Annotated in this window: 12 protein-coding genes; 5 read left to right on the forward strand and 7 right to left on the reverse strand. The window is 38.9% G+C overall.

The window, feature by feature from the left end; all coding sequences use genetic code 11:
- Positions 1-6 precede the first annotated feature (6 nt).
- Positions 7-1,350 (reverse strand): 30S ribosomal protein S12 methylthiotransferase RimO, encoded by a 1,344-nt coding sequence (gene rimO, locus AC1M9M_RS00880; protein ID WP_179998097.1) that lies wholly within the window; start codon positions 1,348-1,350, stop codon positions 7-9.
- 361 nt (positions 1,351-1,711) lie between these two features.
- On the opposite strand from rimO, the gene glnL reads away from it, so the two are divergent.
- The 3 genes from glnL (at position 1,712) to AC1M9M_RS00895 (ending at position 5,056) form a co-directional block, all read left to right on the forward strand.
- Complete coding sequence (gene glnL / locus AC1M9M_RS00885) at positions 1,712-2,821, forward strand: nitrogen regulation protein NR(II) (RefSeq protein ID WP_180027802.1); 1,110 nt, start codon at positions 1,712-1,714, stop codon at positions 2,819-2,821.
- The gene (gene glnG, locus AC1M9M_RS00890; protein WP_481591044.1) at positions 2,808-4,298 is read left to right on the forward strand and encodes a nitrogen regulation protein NR(I); all 1,491 of its coding nucleotides are present in this window, start codon (positions 2,808-2,810) and stop codon (positions 4,296-4,298) included. Before glnL ends, glnG begins: the two co-directional genes overlap by 14 nt.
- 104 nt (positions 4,299-4,402) lie before the next feature.
- Complete coding sequence (locus AC1M9M_RS00895; protein ID WP_481588197.1) at positions 4,403-5,056, forward strand: aminotransferase; 654 nt, start codon at positions 4,403-4,405, stop codon at positions 5,054-5,056.
- A gap of 32 nt (positions 5,057-5,088) precedes the next feature.
- Here the strand turns inward: AC1M9M_RS00895 and prpC are convergent, their stop codons facing one another.
- Together prpC and prpB are read right to left on the reverse strand one after the other, a co-directional pair.
- Positions 5,089-6,219 carry a bifunctional 2-methylcitrate synthase/citrate synthase gene (gene prpC, locus AC1M9M_RS00900; protein ID WP_481595344.1) on the reverse strand — a complete coding sequence of 377 codons (1,131 nt, stop codon included), beginning with the start codon at positions 6,217-6,219 and terminating at the stop codon, positions 5,089-5,091.
- Positions 6,220-6,223: 4 nt separating this feature from the next.
- The gene (gene prpB, locus AC1M9M_RS00905) at positions 6,224-7,108 is read right to left on the reverse strand and encodes a methylisocitrate lyase (RefSeq protein ID WP_035263679.1); all 885 of its coding nucleotides are present in this window, start codon (positions 7,106-7,108) and stop codon (positions 6,224-6,226) included.
- A 219-nt stretch (positions 7,109-7,327) separates the two neighbouring features.
- On the opposite strand from prpB, the gene AC1M9M_RS00910 reads away from it, so the two are divergent.
- Both AC1M9M_RS00910 and argF read left to right on the forward strand, forming a co-directional pair.
- Positions 7,328-7,981: a TetR/AcrR family transcriptional regulator gene (locus tag AC1M9M_RS00910; RefSeq protein ID WP_092766355.1), complete on the forward strand. Its 654-nt coding sequence runs from the start codon at positions 7,328-7,330 to the stop codon at positions 7,979-7,981.
- Between the two features lie 118 nt (positions 7,982-8,099).
- The gene (gene argF, locus AC1M9M_RS00915) at positions 8,100-9,020 is read left to right on the forward strand and encodes an ornithine carbamoyltransferase (protein ID WP_481595345.1); all 921 of its coding nucleotides are present in this window, start codon (positions 8,100-8,102) and stop codon (positions 9,018-9,020) included.
- A gap of 49 nt (positions 9,021-9,069) precedes the next feature.
- Here argF and AC1M9M_RS00920 read toward each other — a convergent pair whose 3' ends face one another.
- The 4 genes from AC1M9M_RS00920 to clpS form a co-directional block, all read right to left on the reverse strand.
- The gene (locus tag AC1M9M_RS00920) at positions 9,070-10,362 is read right to left on the reverse strand and encodes an MFS transporter (protein WP_092766357.1); all 1,293 of its coding nucleotides are present in this window, start codon (positions 10,360-10,362) and stop codon (positions 9,070-9,072) included.
- A 215-nt stretch (positions 10,363-10,577) separates the two neighbouring features.
- Positions 10,578-10,931, reverse strand: coding sequence for a YnfA family protein (locus AC1M9M_RS00925; protein ID WP_481591047.1), 354 nt, complete (start codon positions 10,929-10,931; stop codon positions 10,578-10,580).
- A gap of 61 nt (positions 10,932-10,992) precedes the next feature.
- Positions 10,993-13,269 (reverse strand): ATP-dependent Clp protease ATP-binding subunit ClpA, encoded by a 2,277-nt coding sequence (gene clpA / locus AC1M9M_RS00930; RefSeq protein WP_481588198.1) that lies wholly within the window; start codon positions 13,267-13,269, stop codon positions 10,993-10,995.
- Positions 13,270-13,278: 9 nt separating this feature from the next.
- Positions 13,279-13,692, reverse strand: coding sequence for an ATP-dependent Clp protease adapter ClpS (gene clpS / locus AC1M9M_RS00935; protein ID WP_035263688.1), 414 nt, complete (start codon positions 13,690-13,692; stop codon positions 13,279-13,281).
- Positions 13,693-13,708: the final 16 nt, after the last annotated feature.

Genomic DNA, 13,708 nt, shown 5'->3' on the forward strand with positions numbered 1-13,708 from the left:
AAACAATTATGCGGTTTTAATTTCAATCAATTCTGCATAAAGGTCGTATTCATCCGCATCAGTGATTTTAACAACCAGTAAATCACCTGCTTTAATCATGCTCTTATCAATATCTTCCACAAAGACATTTCCATCAATTTCAGGGGCATCTGCATAAGAACGCGCCACTGCAACTGGAAACTCTTCTTCTAGATCATCAACCAGCACAGTCATGGTTTGACCAATACGCTTTTGTAGTTTTGCAGCAGAAATTTCTTGCTGAACCTGCATAAAGCGTTCGTAGCGTTCCTGTTTAATTTCTTCAGGCACATGATCTGGCAGATCATTTGCAGTTGCACCTTCAACTGGAGAGTATGTAAAACAACCAACGCGATCGAGCTGAGCTTCTTTCAACCAATCTAGAAGTTGCACGAAATCTTCTTCAGTTTCACCCGGGAAGCCAACAACAAATGTAGAACGAATGACTAAATCAGGACACTTTTCACGCCAAACTTTTAAACGCTCTAGCGTGTTTTCACTATGCGCTGGACGCTTCATCAGTTTTAAAATTTTAGGGCTAGCGTGTTGGAATGGAATATCTAAGTAAGGCAAGATCTTACCCTGTGCCATCAAATCGATAACCGCATCAACATGTGGATATGGGTAGACATAATGCAGACGCACCCAAATACCCAATTGACCTAATGCTTCACACATATCGTAGAACTTAGTTTTTACAGGCTGACCATTCCAAAAATCAAGCTTGTATTTTGTATCAACACCATATGCCGAAGTATCTTGAGAAATAACCAAGACTTCCTTCACACCAGATCGTTTTAAAGCCGCCGCTTCTTCTAATACAGAACCAACTGGGCGAGATACCAGATCGCCACGCATACTTGGGATAATACAGAAGGTACAACGATGGTTACACCCTTCAGATATCTTCAAATATGCATAATGTTTTGGTGTTAGTCGAATACCTTGTTCTGGTACAAGATCAATAAACGGATTGTGTTTAGGGGGTTCAGGAACATATTGATGCACAGCTTCCATTACTTCTTGATAAGCTGCTGCACCAGTAACTTTAAGTACGTTTGGATGCATTTGACGAATTTTTTCTTCATCTTTACCCAAACAACCTGTTACGATGACGCGACCGTTCGCACTCATCGCCTCGCCAATCGCGTCTAATGACTCTTGTACTGCAGATTCAATAAAACCACAGGTATTAACAACAACTAAATCAGCACCGTCATAATCCGACGCTACATCATAACCTTCAGTTTTTAACTGAGTAAGAATTCGCTCGGAATCTACCAATGCCTTAGGACAACCTAAAGAAACAAAACCGACTTTGGGGGATTTCATGAATCTGCGCTCCACTAGAATCCGCGTATTGTATGTCTTTTCAATTCATAAAAACAGTTGAAAACCCCACTCTTTGCATAACGCACCAAAATATTCCTATAAATTTTAAAAAATATTGCAATCGCACCAATATGATGCATTATTAAATAAACCCAACTTTGCATGAATATTTTGCAATCGCTTCGCGCTTTTTTTCTTAATAAATGAGTTCATTTTAGTTGTATTTAACGATTTCAAACAAAGTTGGCTCATATTTTGCTTTATTTGAGGACGTTAAAATTAAATAACTCCCTCTTTGTGAGCAGTGATGGAAAAACTCATAGATGCAATTGCTCTATTTTAAGACAGGATTTTGAGGTTAATGAATCAACAACCAACGATTGATTACCGTTTACTCGTAGACAACTTGAGCACTGCGATACTTTTAGTCGATAGTGAATTAAATATTTTTTATTTAAATTCCTCATGTGAAGCACTCTTTGATATCAGCTTATTAAGAGCATCAGGTCAATCTGTGCTCAGTATTTTACAATCTCCAGGTGATTCATTTAACACAGAAGAAGCACTCACGAATACATTACTCACGGGGCAAGCTTATACCCGCCGTGAAGCGACTATTATTGTGAACTTTAAAGATGTACATGTTGACTATTCTGTTGCCCAACTTAACACTGGCAAAAGTTATCACCCCCTCCTTCTGATTGAACTCAATCCAATTGATCGAATGTTGAAAATTTCTAAAGAAGAAAATTTTATTCAACAACATCAGGTCGCACGCCAATTAATCAGAGGTGTCGCGCATGAGATTAAGAATCCATTAGGGGGCATACGTGGCGCAACTCAATTATTGGCACGTAGTTTAAATGATCCTGAATATAAAGAATTTACGGACATTATTATTAGTGAAGTAGATCGCCTGAGAAATCTTGCTGACACAATGCTCGGTTCTCGGCAGTTACCAAGCTATGAACCTGTAAATATTCACGAGCCTTTGGAACGCGTTCGTTCTCTGATTGTGAACCAAACAAAAAAGAAAATTAAAATTACTCGTGATTATGATCTTTCTTTACCTGATGTTGAAGCAGATCGGGATCAACTTATTCAAGTGATGTTGAACATCAGTGTAAATGCTATTCAGGCCATGACTGAAAATAAAGAGTTTTTTCAAGACACTCAACCTGAATTAACCCTGCGTACACGTATTCATCGCCTTGTCACGATTAACGGAACTTTACATCGCTCAACTGTTCGAATTGATATCGAAGATAACGGCCCTGGCGTTCCAGAGGAAATTTTAGAGTCCGTATTTTATCCATTAGTCACAGGACGCGCTAAAGGAACAGGCTTAGGTCTGAGCATCGCACAAAATATTATGCATCAACACAATGGAATGATTGAATGCCAATCTGTTCCAGGCAAAACCGTATTTAGTCTTTATATACCTTGGGAGTTAAACCATGTCGCGAAATAAAATTTGGGTAATAGATGACGATCGCGCCATGCGTTGGGTTCTAGAAAAAACATTTAAAGAAGAAGGTTTAGATGTTACCAGTTTCGAAGAAGCTCAATCTGCACTGGATCAGTTACTTGATGATACACCTGATGTAATTTTGACAGATATACGGATGCCAGGAATTGATGGTCTTACCTTTCTCGCTAAAGTCAAAGGTCATTATCCTGATCTACCTGTGATCATCATGACGGCACATTCGGATCTAGAGTCAGCAGTATCAAGCTATCAAACGGGTGCTTTTGAATATTTACCAAAACCATTTGATATTGATGAGGCTTTAGCACTTGTCAATCGTGCCATCATGCACATTAATAAGCTCCAACAACAAGAATCTGCGAAATCATCCGTACAGCCAATTCAATCAACTGAGATCATTGGAGAATCTCCTGCAATGCAGGAAGTCTTCCGAGCAATTGGACGTTTGTCGCAATCACACATTACGGTATTAATTAATGGTGAGTCAGGTACAGGTAAAGAGTTAGTCGCTCATGCATTGCATCGTCATTCACCACGTAGCAGCAAGCCATTTATTGCGCTTAATATGGCTGCCATTCCGAAAGATTTGATTGAAACTGAATTATTTGGTCATGAAAAAGGTGCATTCACTGGCGCTAATACTCAGCGACAAGGTCGTTTTGAGCAAGCCAATGGCGGTACATTATTCCTTGATGAAATTGGGGACATGCCATTCGAAACCCAAACGCGTTTATTGCGTGTTTTAGCTGATGGCGAGTTTTATCGCGTCGGTGGACACATTCCAGTGCGTGTTGATGTCCGCATTGTCGCTGCGACTCACCAAGATCTAGAAAAATTAGTACATGATGGACGCTTCCGTGAGGATCTTTATCATCGTCTGAATGTAATTCGTATTCATATTCCTAAACTTGCTCACCGCTCGGAAGACATTCCGATGCTCGCACAACACTTTCTCGCACGAGCAGGTAAAGAACTTGGTGTAAGTCCAAAGATTTTACGTACAGAAACTATTGAATACATGAAACAGTTGCCTTGGCAAGGTAATGTACGTCAACTTGAAAACACATGTCGCTGGCTGACAGTGATGATTACTGGAAGAGAGGTTTACCCAGAAGATCTTCCTTCTGAGTTAAAACAACTACCAATCCAAAAATCTGATGATCCAAATCATCCACACAATCAAGCAGATCGTATCGCTATTCAGCATTGGGATGAGTTGCTTAGCCAGTGGGCTGTACAAAAACTCAAAAATGGCGAAATGAAATTATTGGATATCGCCACGCCTATGTTTGAACGCACCTTAATTAATGCGGCACTACAACAAACTCGAGGAAGAAAACGCCATGCTGCTGAGCTTTTAGGTTGGGGTCGCAATACCTTGACTCGTAAGCTAAAAGAATTAGGAATGGATACTGCTGAAGATGATGAAGATGAAGTTGTAAGCACTACTGCCGAGTAAACTTCTAGATTTAGGTTAATCAACACATTTGATTAACCTATTCTTCATCATAATTCTAAAATTTTAAATCATGCTCAATATAAAATACAAAAAGATGAGTCCAAATGAACAATAATCACTTAAAGCATAAAACTTATCTAGGTATCATCTTCTGCCTTATTTCTTCACCCTCCTTTGCCACAGTCGGCGGTCCGGAGACAATAGAAGTACTAGGTTCAGATATTAAAGATCAGAAAATATATTATTTACGCCATTACCATGATGAATCTGGTCGACTACCAACACTTTATTATTATTTGCTCAACAGCAGAAACCCACATAAAGCGATTGAGGTTCAATCCATTTATACCCCATTAAATAGCCGAAATCACATTACTGAAACTCAGCATACGCTTCGCAAAATTCAAAGTATTCAAGCTCGCCTTGTCAAACCAGCGCCATTAAGCCCTAAGACTGCTAACCTAAAATTAAATAAACAAAGAGAACAGACTGGAAATTTTTGGTTAAACGTGCCTGAAATTAAAGTAAGTAAATTCCAATCTCAGGTACAACTCAGCCAAAGTTCTAAACCTTCAATGTATAAAAGCCAACAATTCGAGAATATTCGATATCATCGTAATTTACCTCAGATCAAAAAACTTTACGCATTTCCTCACACTTTCCCCAATTATCGCGTTGCAGTTATTAGTTATATGGGTATTCCTACTGAAACAGGCTACGAAAAACAAGATGCCATTTTACTCTGCTCAACAAAATAAAAAGCTCCCGAAGGAGCTTTTTATTATGCTTTTCAAGCACGCTGTTCAATTGGTACAACTTTGCGTAATTCAGGTCCTGTGTAATCTGCACTTGGTCGAATAATACGGTTGTCCGCACGCTGCTCCATCACATGTGCCGCCCATCCTGTTACACGAGACATCACAAAAATTGGCGTGAATAGCTTCGTTGGTATACCCATAAAGTGATAAGCAGAAGCATGGAAGAAATCAGCATTACAGAATAATTTTTTCTCTCGCCACATGACTTCTTCACAACGTACTGATACTGGATATAAAACAGTATCTCCTACGTCCTTAGCCAAGCGCTCAGACCATACCTTAATAATCCCATTACGTGGATCATTGTCTTTGTAAATTGCATGACCAAAGCCCATGATTTTTTCTTTGCGTTCGAGCATACCCAGCATTTCGCGCTCAGCTTCTTCAGGAGATTTCCATTGCTCAATCATATCCATTGCCGCTTCATTTGCACCGCCATGCAGTGGACCACGCAAAGAACCAATCGCACCTGTAATACACGAATGTAAATCTGATAACGTCGAAGCACACACACGTGCCGTAAATGTTGAAGCGTTAAATTCATGTTCTGCATAGAGAATTAAGGAAACATTCATGACTTGTTCATGCAATTCATTAGGTTTTTCGCCACGCAATAAATGCAAGAATTGAGCACCAATTGAGTCGTCATCAGTATTTTCTTCGATACGAACACCATCATGGCTATATCGATACCAATAACAAATAATGGCTGGCAATGTTGCCAAAATACGATCAGCTATATCTTGCTGTTCACCAAAGGACTGTTCTGTTTCTAAGTTACCCAACATAGAAACACCTGTACGCATAACATCCATAGGATGTGAATCTGCTGGAATACGCTCAAGCACTTCTCTTAGTGCTTGTGGTAATGCTCTCAGTGATTTTAGTTTTGCTTTATAGTCCGCAAGTTGTTGCGCCGTAGGTAGTTCACCAAAGAAAATTAAATATGCAACTTCTTCAAATTGGCAATTTTCCGCCAAATCCTGAACATCATAACCACGATATGTTAAGCCCGCACCACTTTTCCCAACGGTTGAAAGTGCTGTTTTACCTGCGACTTGTCCACGCAATCCTGCGCCAGTCAATACTTTTCCTTCAGCCATTTTTTTATTTCTCCTGAGTGAATAGCTTATCTAGTGTGTTTTCGAAAGTATGATAATCAAGGAACTCGTATAATTCTTTTCGTTGTTGCATTTTATCAATAACATTCACTTGCGTGCCGTCTTTACGAATAGAATGCATCACTTCTAATGCTGCTTTCTGCATCGCACGTGTCGCAGACAATGGGTATAACACCATAGAAATTCCCTGTTCTGCTAGCTCTTCGGTCGTATAATAAGGGGTATCACCAAATTCAGTGATATTCGCTAGCACAGGCACACCTACAGCATCACAGACTGTTTTATACATCGTTATATCAGTCATCGCTTCCGCAAAAATAGCATCAGCTCCAGCTTCAACACATGCACATGCACGATCAATGACGGCTTGAAGCCCTTCTTTTTGCAGCGCATCCGTACGTGCCATGACCACGAAATTAGAATCAGTTTTTGCATCAACAGCAGCCTTAATACGGTCTACCATTTCTTGTTGTGACACAATTTCTTTATTCGGACGATGTCCGCAGCGTTTTTGCGCAACTTGGTCTTCAATATGAACAGCAGCAGCTCCAGCAGCGATCATTTGCTTGATACTTCGTGCGATATTAAATGCACCGCCCCAACCTGTATCAATATCCACAAGCAAAGGCGTATCTACACGTTCAGTGATACGACGAACATCTTCAAGCACATTATCTAAACTCGTCATTCCCAAATCAGGAAGACCATAGGAATAGTTTGCAACACCTGCGCCTGATAGATAAATTGCTTTATAGCCAACTTGTTTTGCCATCATTGCTGCATATGCATTTACAGTTCCGATGATTTGTAATGGCTTTTCCACTTCTAATGCTTGTCTAAATCTTAAGCCTGCAGACGATTGTTCTGTCATATTCCTTTCCACAGTGTTTACTATAATTATCGAGTTTTTAGTATATCTATAAATTTAGTTTGATATATGACCGTTTAGTATTTTTGCTCTAAAACTTTAGTCATATAAAAATGAATTATCATTCATTTTTTGATTTTGTTATTATTTTGAGTGTCAGGCGTTAAGTGCTTTAATTTGTTATACTCCATCTTCAATTTCATTTTTCGCTATTGTTACTGCATGCAACATCCATTTCCGCATATTGAAACTTCTGGTTGTGATATGCCCCATACTCGCCGTGGTCAAGAACGACGTTTAGCATTATTGCTAAGCGCCAATACGCTATTCTTGGAACGTGGCTACGATGCTGTGTCTTTGGATGATATTGTTCAACATGCTGGAGGCTCCAAAGCATCTATTTATAAATATTTTGGCGGCAAAGAAGGCCTTTTTACTGCTATATGTGATTATCGACGTGAACTCTTTTTTAAAGATATCTGTGTTGCATATGATCCAGATCATGGCGATTTTAGATCTTATCTGATACATACACTACTTAACTTTCATCGCCACATTAAAAAAGAAGATCATACTGCCTTTATGCGCCTCGTGATTGAGCAATCCCAAAAAAATCCAGAACTTGCTCTTTATTTGCACGAAAAAGGCCCTAAACATATCCAGTTAGCGATCGCAAATGCATTAGAAAATGCGCATAAACTTGGTGTGTTAAAATGTGAAAATCCTTTATTTTCTGCTCAATTATATTTTGGAATCTTAAGAAATTTAGAATGGAAAATTTTAATGGGGATACCAGTACTTGAAACCGATCAAGAAACCATCGAATACATCAGCTATTCTGTCGATCGCTTCCTAGATGGGCACCAAAAAGTCTAGTTTTTTTGCAATTCTCTTTACATATAGTATATTAGTCGATTCTCGTTTTTTTTCATCAACCAACAATTATTGGTCGTCTCATTCACTATTTTGACGAAACAATGATTGTGGAGTAACCATGGCTCTACGACATTTTCTTACTTTACGTGACCTTTCAACTGCAGAATTAAATCGCATTATTGATCGTGCTATAGAATTAAAACGCATGCAGCATAATCATGAAGTCTACCAACCCTTTGTTGGTAAAGTAATGGGAATGATTTTTGAAAAATCGAGCACACGTACCCGTGTTTCTTTTGAAGCTGGTATGACCCAATTTGGTGGTAGCGCAATTTTCCTCTCGTCCCGGGATACGCAATTAGGTCGCGGCGAACCGATTGAAGATTCAGCTCGCGTTATTTCAAGCATGCTTGATATTGTGATGATTCGTACTTTTGGCCACGATATTGTCACACGTTTTGCAGAATATTCTAAAGTCCCAGTTATTAATGCACTGACCGATGATCACCACCCTTGCCAATTGCTTGCTGATGTTCAAACATTCGTAGAACACCGTGGCGCTATCCAAGGCAAAACCGTTGCGTGGATTGGTGATGGTAATAATATGTGTAACTCATATATCGAAGCTGCACATATGTGGGGCTTTAAACTTAAGATTGCATCACCAAAAGGTTATGAACCAAAACCTGAATTTCTCTCTGAATTCGCGCACTGCGCCGAAGTTGTAGACTCTGCTGAAGATGCTGCAGTGAATGCCGACCTTATCGTTACTGATGTTTGGGCCAGCATGGGACAAGAAGAAGAGCAAAAAATTCGTGAAAAAGCTTTTGCTGATTTTCAAGTCAATGAACGTCTAATGGATCTTGCTCATCCAGACTGTTTATTTATGCACTGTTTACCTGCCCATCGCGGTGAAGAAATTTCAGAAAATATGCTCGATCACAAAAATGCTGTGGTATGGGATGAAGCTGAAAACCGCCTTCACGCTCAAAAAGCACTTGTTGAGTTCCTCATCAATGAACGCTTAAAAAAAGATTAATTTCATCCACTAAAAAAGCACCCTCGGGTGCTTTTTTATTTTCTAAATCTTAATGATCATCTTTTAAATATTTAGGTTCTTTGGGAAGTTGCCAACTACAAAAGAAACATACGATTAAAATAATGATCACGTAAATAAAAAATGAATTTTCAATTCCTGCGGCCTTAAACTGCAAGGCAACAGAAGGTGCAGAACCACCAAATACGGCATTACCTATCGCATAAGAGAAACCTACACCCAACGCACGTACATGCGGAGGAAACATTTCAGCTTTTACAATACCGCCAATAGAGGTATACAAACTAAGCAATAGCATCAGGAAAATCAGTAGCATCGCGACAATAAATGGAGTTTCGCTAAAATATCTCATCCCGATTGCCATGACTGGATAGATAAATATAGCCATCAGACCACTAAATAACAGCATAGAATTTCTGCGACCAATACGATCTGACAATGCACCAAAGAATGGTTGCGCGACCATGAGTACAAAAATGCAGGCTGTCATCATCAACCCTACCGTTTTAGGATCTATTCCAATATTGGTAAGGTAAGTTTTTGAGTAAACTGTAATCACATAGAAACTAAGAGAGCCTGCTGAAGTATAACCAACCACCAAAAGGAAAGTTTTCCAGTGATTTTTAAAAAGCTCACGAAGTGTACCAGAATCTTCTTTATCACTTTCATCACTGGATAAAGTCTCTTCTAATCTACTTCTCGCTAATAAAGATAAAATTGCTGCAACACCACCAATAATAAATGGAATTCGCCATCCCCCATCATAAAGCTGCTGTTCAGACATAAAAGCTAAGAATATTACACCCAATAAACTTGCAAGGAGTTGACCACCCGTGAGCGTTACGTATTGAAATGATGAAAAAAAGCCACGTTGACCTTTTAAACCCAATTCACTCATATAAGTCGCCACAGCACCATATTCACCACCAACGGATAAGCCTTGAAGCAATCGAACCATTAATAATAAAAACGGTGCAGCCATACCCACTTGCTCATACGTTGGTAACGCTGCAAACATGAAAGAACTTATAGCCATCAATATAATTGAGATGACCATTGATTTTTTTCGACCGTGTTTATCTGCAATTCGACCAAAAAGCCAACTACCGATAGGTCGCATAAAAAAGCTTGCTGCAAATACACCCCACACATAGATGGCTTGGGTAGAACTATCCATATCTGGCGCAGTTAAAGCTTGGGTAAAATATACAGCAAATACTGCATATATATAAAAATCAAACCATTCAACTAAATTACCAGAAGCTGCACCAATAATTCCTTTGATACGGCTGGTTTTTTCTTGCTTGGAATATGTTGTAGACAAATGAAAAATCCTTATTCTAATTACATTGTTTATTGTCGAATAATGATGAAACTCTGAAGTATTTCAAAATTATAGGCGGAAAATATATGCCTATTTCATGCCAATTTAAAAAGCCTTTATGTAAATTTTATTAAATAGGCTTCTAAATTTTTCTCAAAAATATTCAAGGTCGATTTATTATTAATTTAATTAAACAGACTTTCTCCTATAACAACTCACCGAATTAAGCCTTGTGGCTGTAAAATGATAATCAGCGCCCCGAAAATAACCACTCCGCCACCAATGATATCCCATTTAGTAAGATCCATTTGATCCACAAACTTTAACCACAACAATGCCGAACAAATATAAATACCTCCATATGCAGCATATATTCGACCTGATGCTGCTGGATGCAAAGTCAATAACCACACAAAAGCAGCGAGTGCGACAAAAGTGGGTAGCCACAACCAATGCGCACGCCCTTGATTTAGGATCAAATATGGAAAGTAACACCCTAATATTTCCATCAGTGCAGTCAGAAAAAATAAAGCTGTCGTAGATATTACTTTTGTAACTTGTATGTCCATACTTTCACCCAAAAATTAAAGCCCGTTTAAATAAACGGGCTTTAATACAATTAATAACTCACTATGCTGGTTCAGCTGCAGAATCTTCAAATACTTCCAACTTTAATCCAACAGCTTTGCCATCTTCTTTTTTAACTGTTACTGCTACATTACCGCCGTTTTCAGCCAGCTCACCAAATAAAATCATTTCAGCAAGCGGCTTTTTCAAATGCTCTTGAATCAAACGCTGCATTGGACGAGCACCCATCAGACGATCATAACCATTTTCACTTAACCAATCTCGTGCAGACTGATCTACTTCTAAAACAACTTTTTTGTCATCAAGTTGAGCTTGAAGTTCTGTAAGGAATTTATCTACTACAGAATCGATTACTGTCGTAGGTAGAGCTTTAAATTGAATAACCCCATCTAAGCGGTTTCTAAACTCTGGTGTAAATGCCTTCTTCATTGCTTCCTGATTATCACGACTATTATCTTGCTCTGTAAAACCAATACTTGTACGGGAAATACTTTCAGCGCCAATATTCGTTGTTAACACTATAATGACATTTCTGAAGTCTGACTTACGACCATTATTATCAGTTAATGAACCATGATCCATGACTTGCAGCAATAAATTAAACACATCAGGATGTGCCTTTTCAATCTCATCCAATAACAATACACAATGTGGATTTTTATGTATTGCGTCAGTCAGTAAGCCACCTTGATCAAAACCAACATAACCTGGAGGTGCACCAATTAAACGTGAAACCGCATGGCGTTCCATATATTCAGACATATCAAATCTGACTAGTTCAACACCGAGTAGTTTTGCAAGTTGTTTTGTTACCTCAGTTTTACCTACACCAGTAGGTCCTGCAAATACAAAACTACCAACTGGCTTATCTGGTGCTTTAAGCCCAGCTCGTGACAATTTAATTGCGGAGGATAATGCGGTAATCGCCTCATCTTGACCAAATACAACTCGTTTAAGATCACGCTCTAAGTGCTCAAGTACAGATTTATCATCTTTAGACACAGTTTTAGGTGGAATTCGTGCAATTTTCGAAACAATATCTTCAATATTTTCAACTGTAATCAAAGTGTTATCTTGATCAGCTCTCAAACGTCGTTGTGCCCCTGCTTCATCTATTACGTCAATCGCTTTATCTGGGAGGAAGCGATCATTGATAAATTTAGCCGATAACTCAACTGCAGAAACAAGAGCTGCATCATCATATTGAACTTTATGAAATTCTTCAAATTTAGACTTGAGTCCACGAAGAATATCAATTGTTTCATTAATTGATGGCTCATTAACATCAATTTTTTGGAAACGGCGTGATAATGCATGATCTTTTTCAAAAACTTGACGATATTCTTGAAACGTTGTTGAGCCAATGCAACGTAAAGTACCATTTGCCAATGCAGGTTTGATTAAATTCGATGCATCCATAGTGCTACCCATACTTGAGCCTGCACCAATGATCATATGAATTTCATCAATAAATAAAATTGCTTCGGGCTTCTTCTTTAGGGCATTTAACAATTGCTTTAATCGTTTCTCAAAGTCACCACGGTATTTTGTACCTGCAACAAGTGCACCGATATCTAAACTATAGATTTCCGCATTCAGCAGTGGCTTTGGTGCTTTATTGTTAACAATCAGCCAAGCCAAACCTTCTGCTATGGATGTTTTACCCACACCTGGATCACCCACCAAAAGCGGATTGTTTTTACGACGTCGACATAGAATTTGAGCTGCACGCTCAATTTCTTTTTCACGACCAATCAAAGGATCGGTTTTACCCTTTAAAGCTTCTGCATTGAGATTTAGGGTATAAAGTTCTAATGGACCTGCATTTGCTGAGGCTGAGTTTTCACCATCTAAGTCATCCGTTTCTTCTTCAGCTGGAACATCTTCCTTACGCGCACCGTGTGAAAGATATTGAGTTAAAGTAAGACGATTGATTTGGTGGCGTTTTAGCAAATAAACCGCAAATGAATCTCTTTCTGAGTACATTGCAACCAGTACATCTGCACCTTCAACTGTCCGATCTCCACCACTAGACTGAACATGGAAAATTGCACGTTGCAATATACGATCAAAGCTTTCTGTAGGATGAGGCGCTTGCTCAGCATTATCGCCTAATTTAGGCGTATGTTGCTCTACATACTCTTCAAGTTCTTTACGCAAACTGACAATTTCTGCACCGCAGGCTTTTAGTGCATTCACGGCAGAATCATTATCTAAAAGTGCGAGTAACAAATGTTCAACTGTAAGAAACTCATGTCTCTTTTGACGAGCCATGCTAACAGCCAAACGCAGTGATACTTCTAATTGACGACTGAGCATGTGATCCCCTTATTCTTGTGGCTCGATCTGGCAAAGCAATGGATGACTTTGAGAGCGCGCATAATTGTTGACTTGATTCGCCTTGGTTTCAGCAATGTCTCTAGGATAGACACCTGCGATACCTTTCCCTTGATAATGTACTGTTAGCATTACTTCGGTAGCTTGGTCAAGATTCAATGCAAAGTATTGTTGTAAAATTTCAATTACAAAATCCATTGGCGTGTAATCATCATTCAACAATACCACATTGTATAAGGGAGGTCGCTTAAATTGCGGTGGTGCTGTTGCTACAGCTAAATCGCCATCGGCTTCATCATTTTGTGCATCACTCAATCGTGGATTGAAGTGCCAATCCACCAATCCAGATTGTTGAAATGATAATTTAATGTCATTGAGACATTTATGACGTTTATTACTTCGCATAGCACTCTATAATCTA

It is taken from the genome of Acinetobacter sp. ANC_7503, assembly GCF_056780035.1.

Excerpts from the sequence above, each read along its gene's own strand:
- rimO (WP_179998097.1), bottom strand. The coding sequence starts at position 1,350 with ATGAAATCCCCCAAAGTCGGTTTTGTTTCTTTAGGTTGTCCTAAGGCA.
- glnL (WP_180027802.1), top strand. The coding sequence starts at position 1,712 with ATGAATCAACAACCAACGATTGATTACCGTTTACTCGTAGACAACTTG.
- glnG (WP_481591044.1), top strand. The coding sequence starts at position 2,808 with ATGTCGCGAAATAAAATTTGGGTAATAGATGACGATCGCGCCATGCGT.
- AC1M9M_RS00895 (WP_481588197.1), top strand. The coding sequence starts at position 4,403 with ATGAACAATAATCACTTAAAGCATAAAACTTATCTAGGTATCATCTTC.
- prpC (WP_481595344.1), bottom strand. The coding sequence starts at position 6,219 with ATGGCTGAAGGAAAAGTATTGACTGGCGCAGGATTGCGTGGACAAGTC.
- prpB (WP_035263679.1), bottom strand. The coding sequence starts at position 7,108 with ATGACAGAACAATCGTCTGCAGGCTTAAGATTTAGACAAGCATTAGAA.
- AC1M9M_RS00910 (WP_092766355.1), top strand. The coding sequence starts at position 7,328 with ATGCAACATCCATTTCCGCATATTGAAACTTCTGGTTGTGATATGCCC.
- argF (WP_481595345.1), top strand. The coding sequence starts at position 8,100 with ATGGCTCTACGACATTTTCTTACTTTACGTGACCTTTCAACTGCAGAA.
- AC1M9M_RS00925 (WP_481591047.1), bottom strand. The coding sequence starts at position 10,931 with ATGGACATACAAGTTACAAAAGTAATATCTACGACAGCTTTATTTTTT.
- clpA (WP_481588198.1), bottom strand. The coding sequence starts at position 13,269 with ATGCTCAGTCGTCAATTAGAAGTATCACTGCGTTTGGCTGTTAGCATG.
- clpS (WP_035263688.1), bottom strand. The coding sequence starts at position 13,692 with ATGCGAAGTAATAAACGTCATAAATGTCTCAATGACATTAAATTATCA.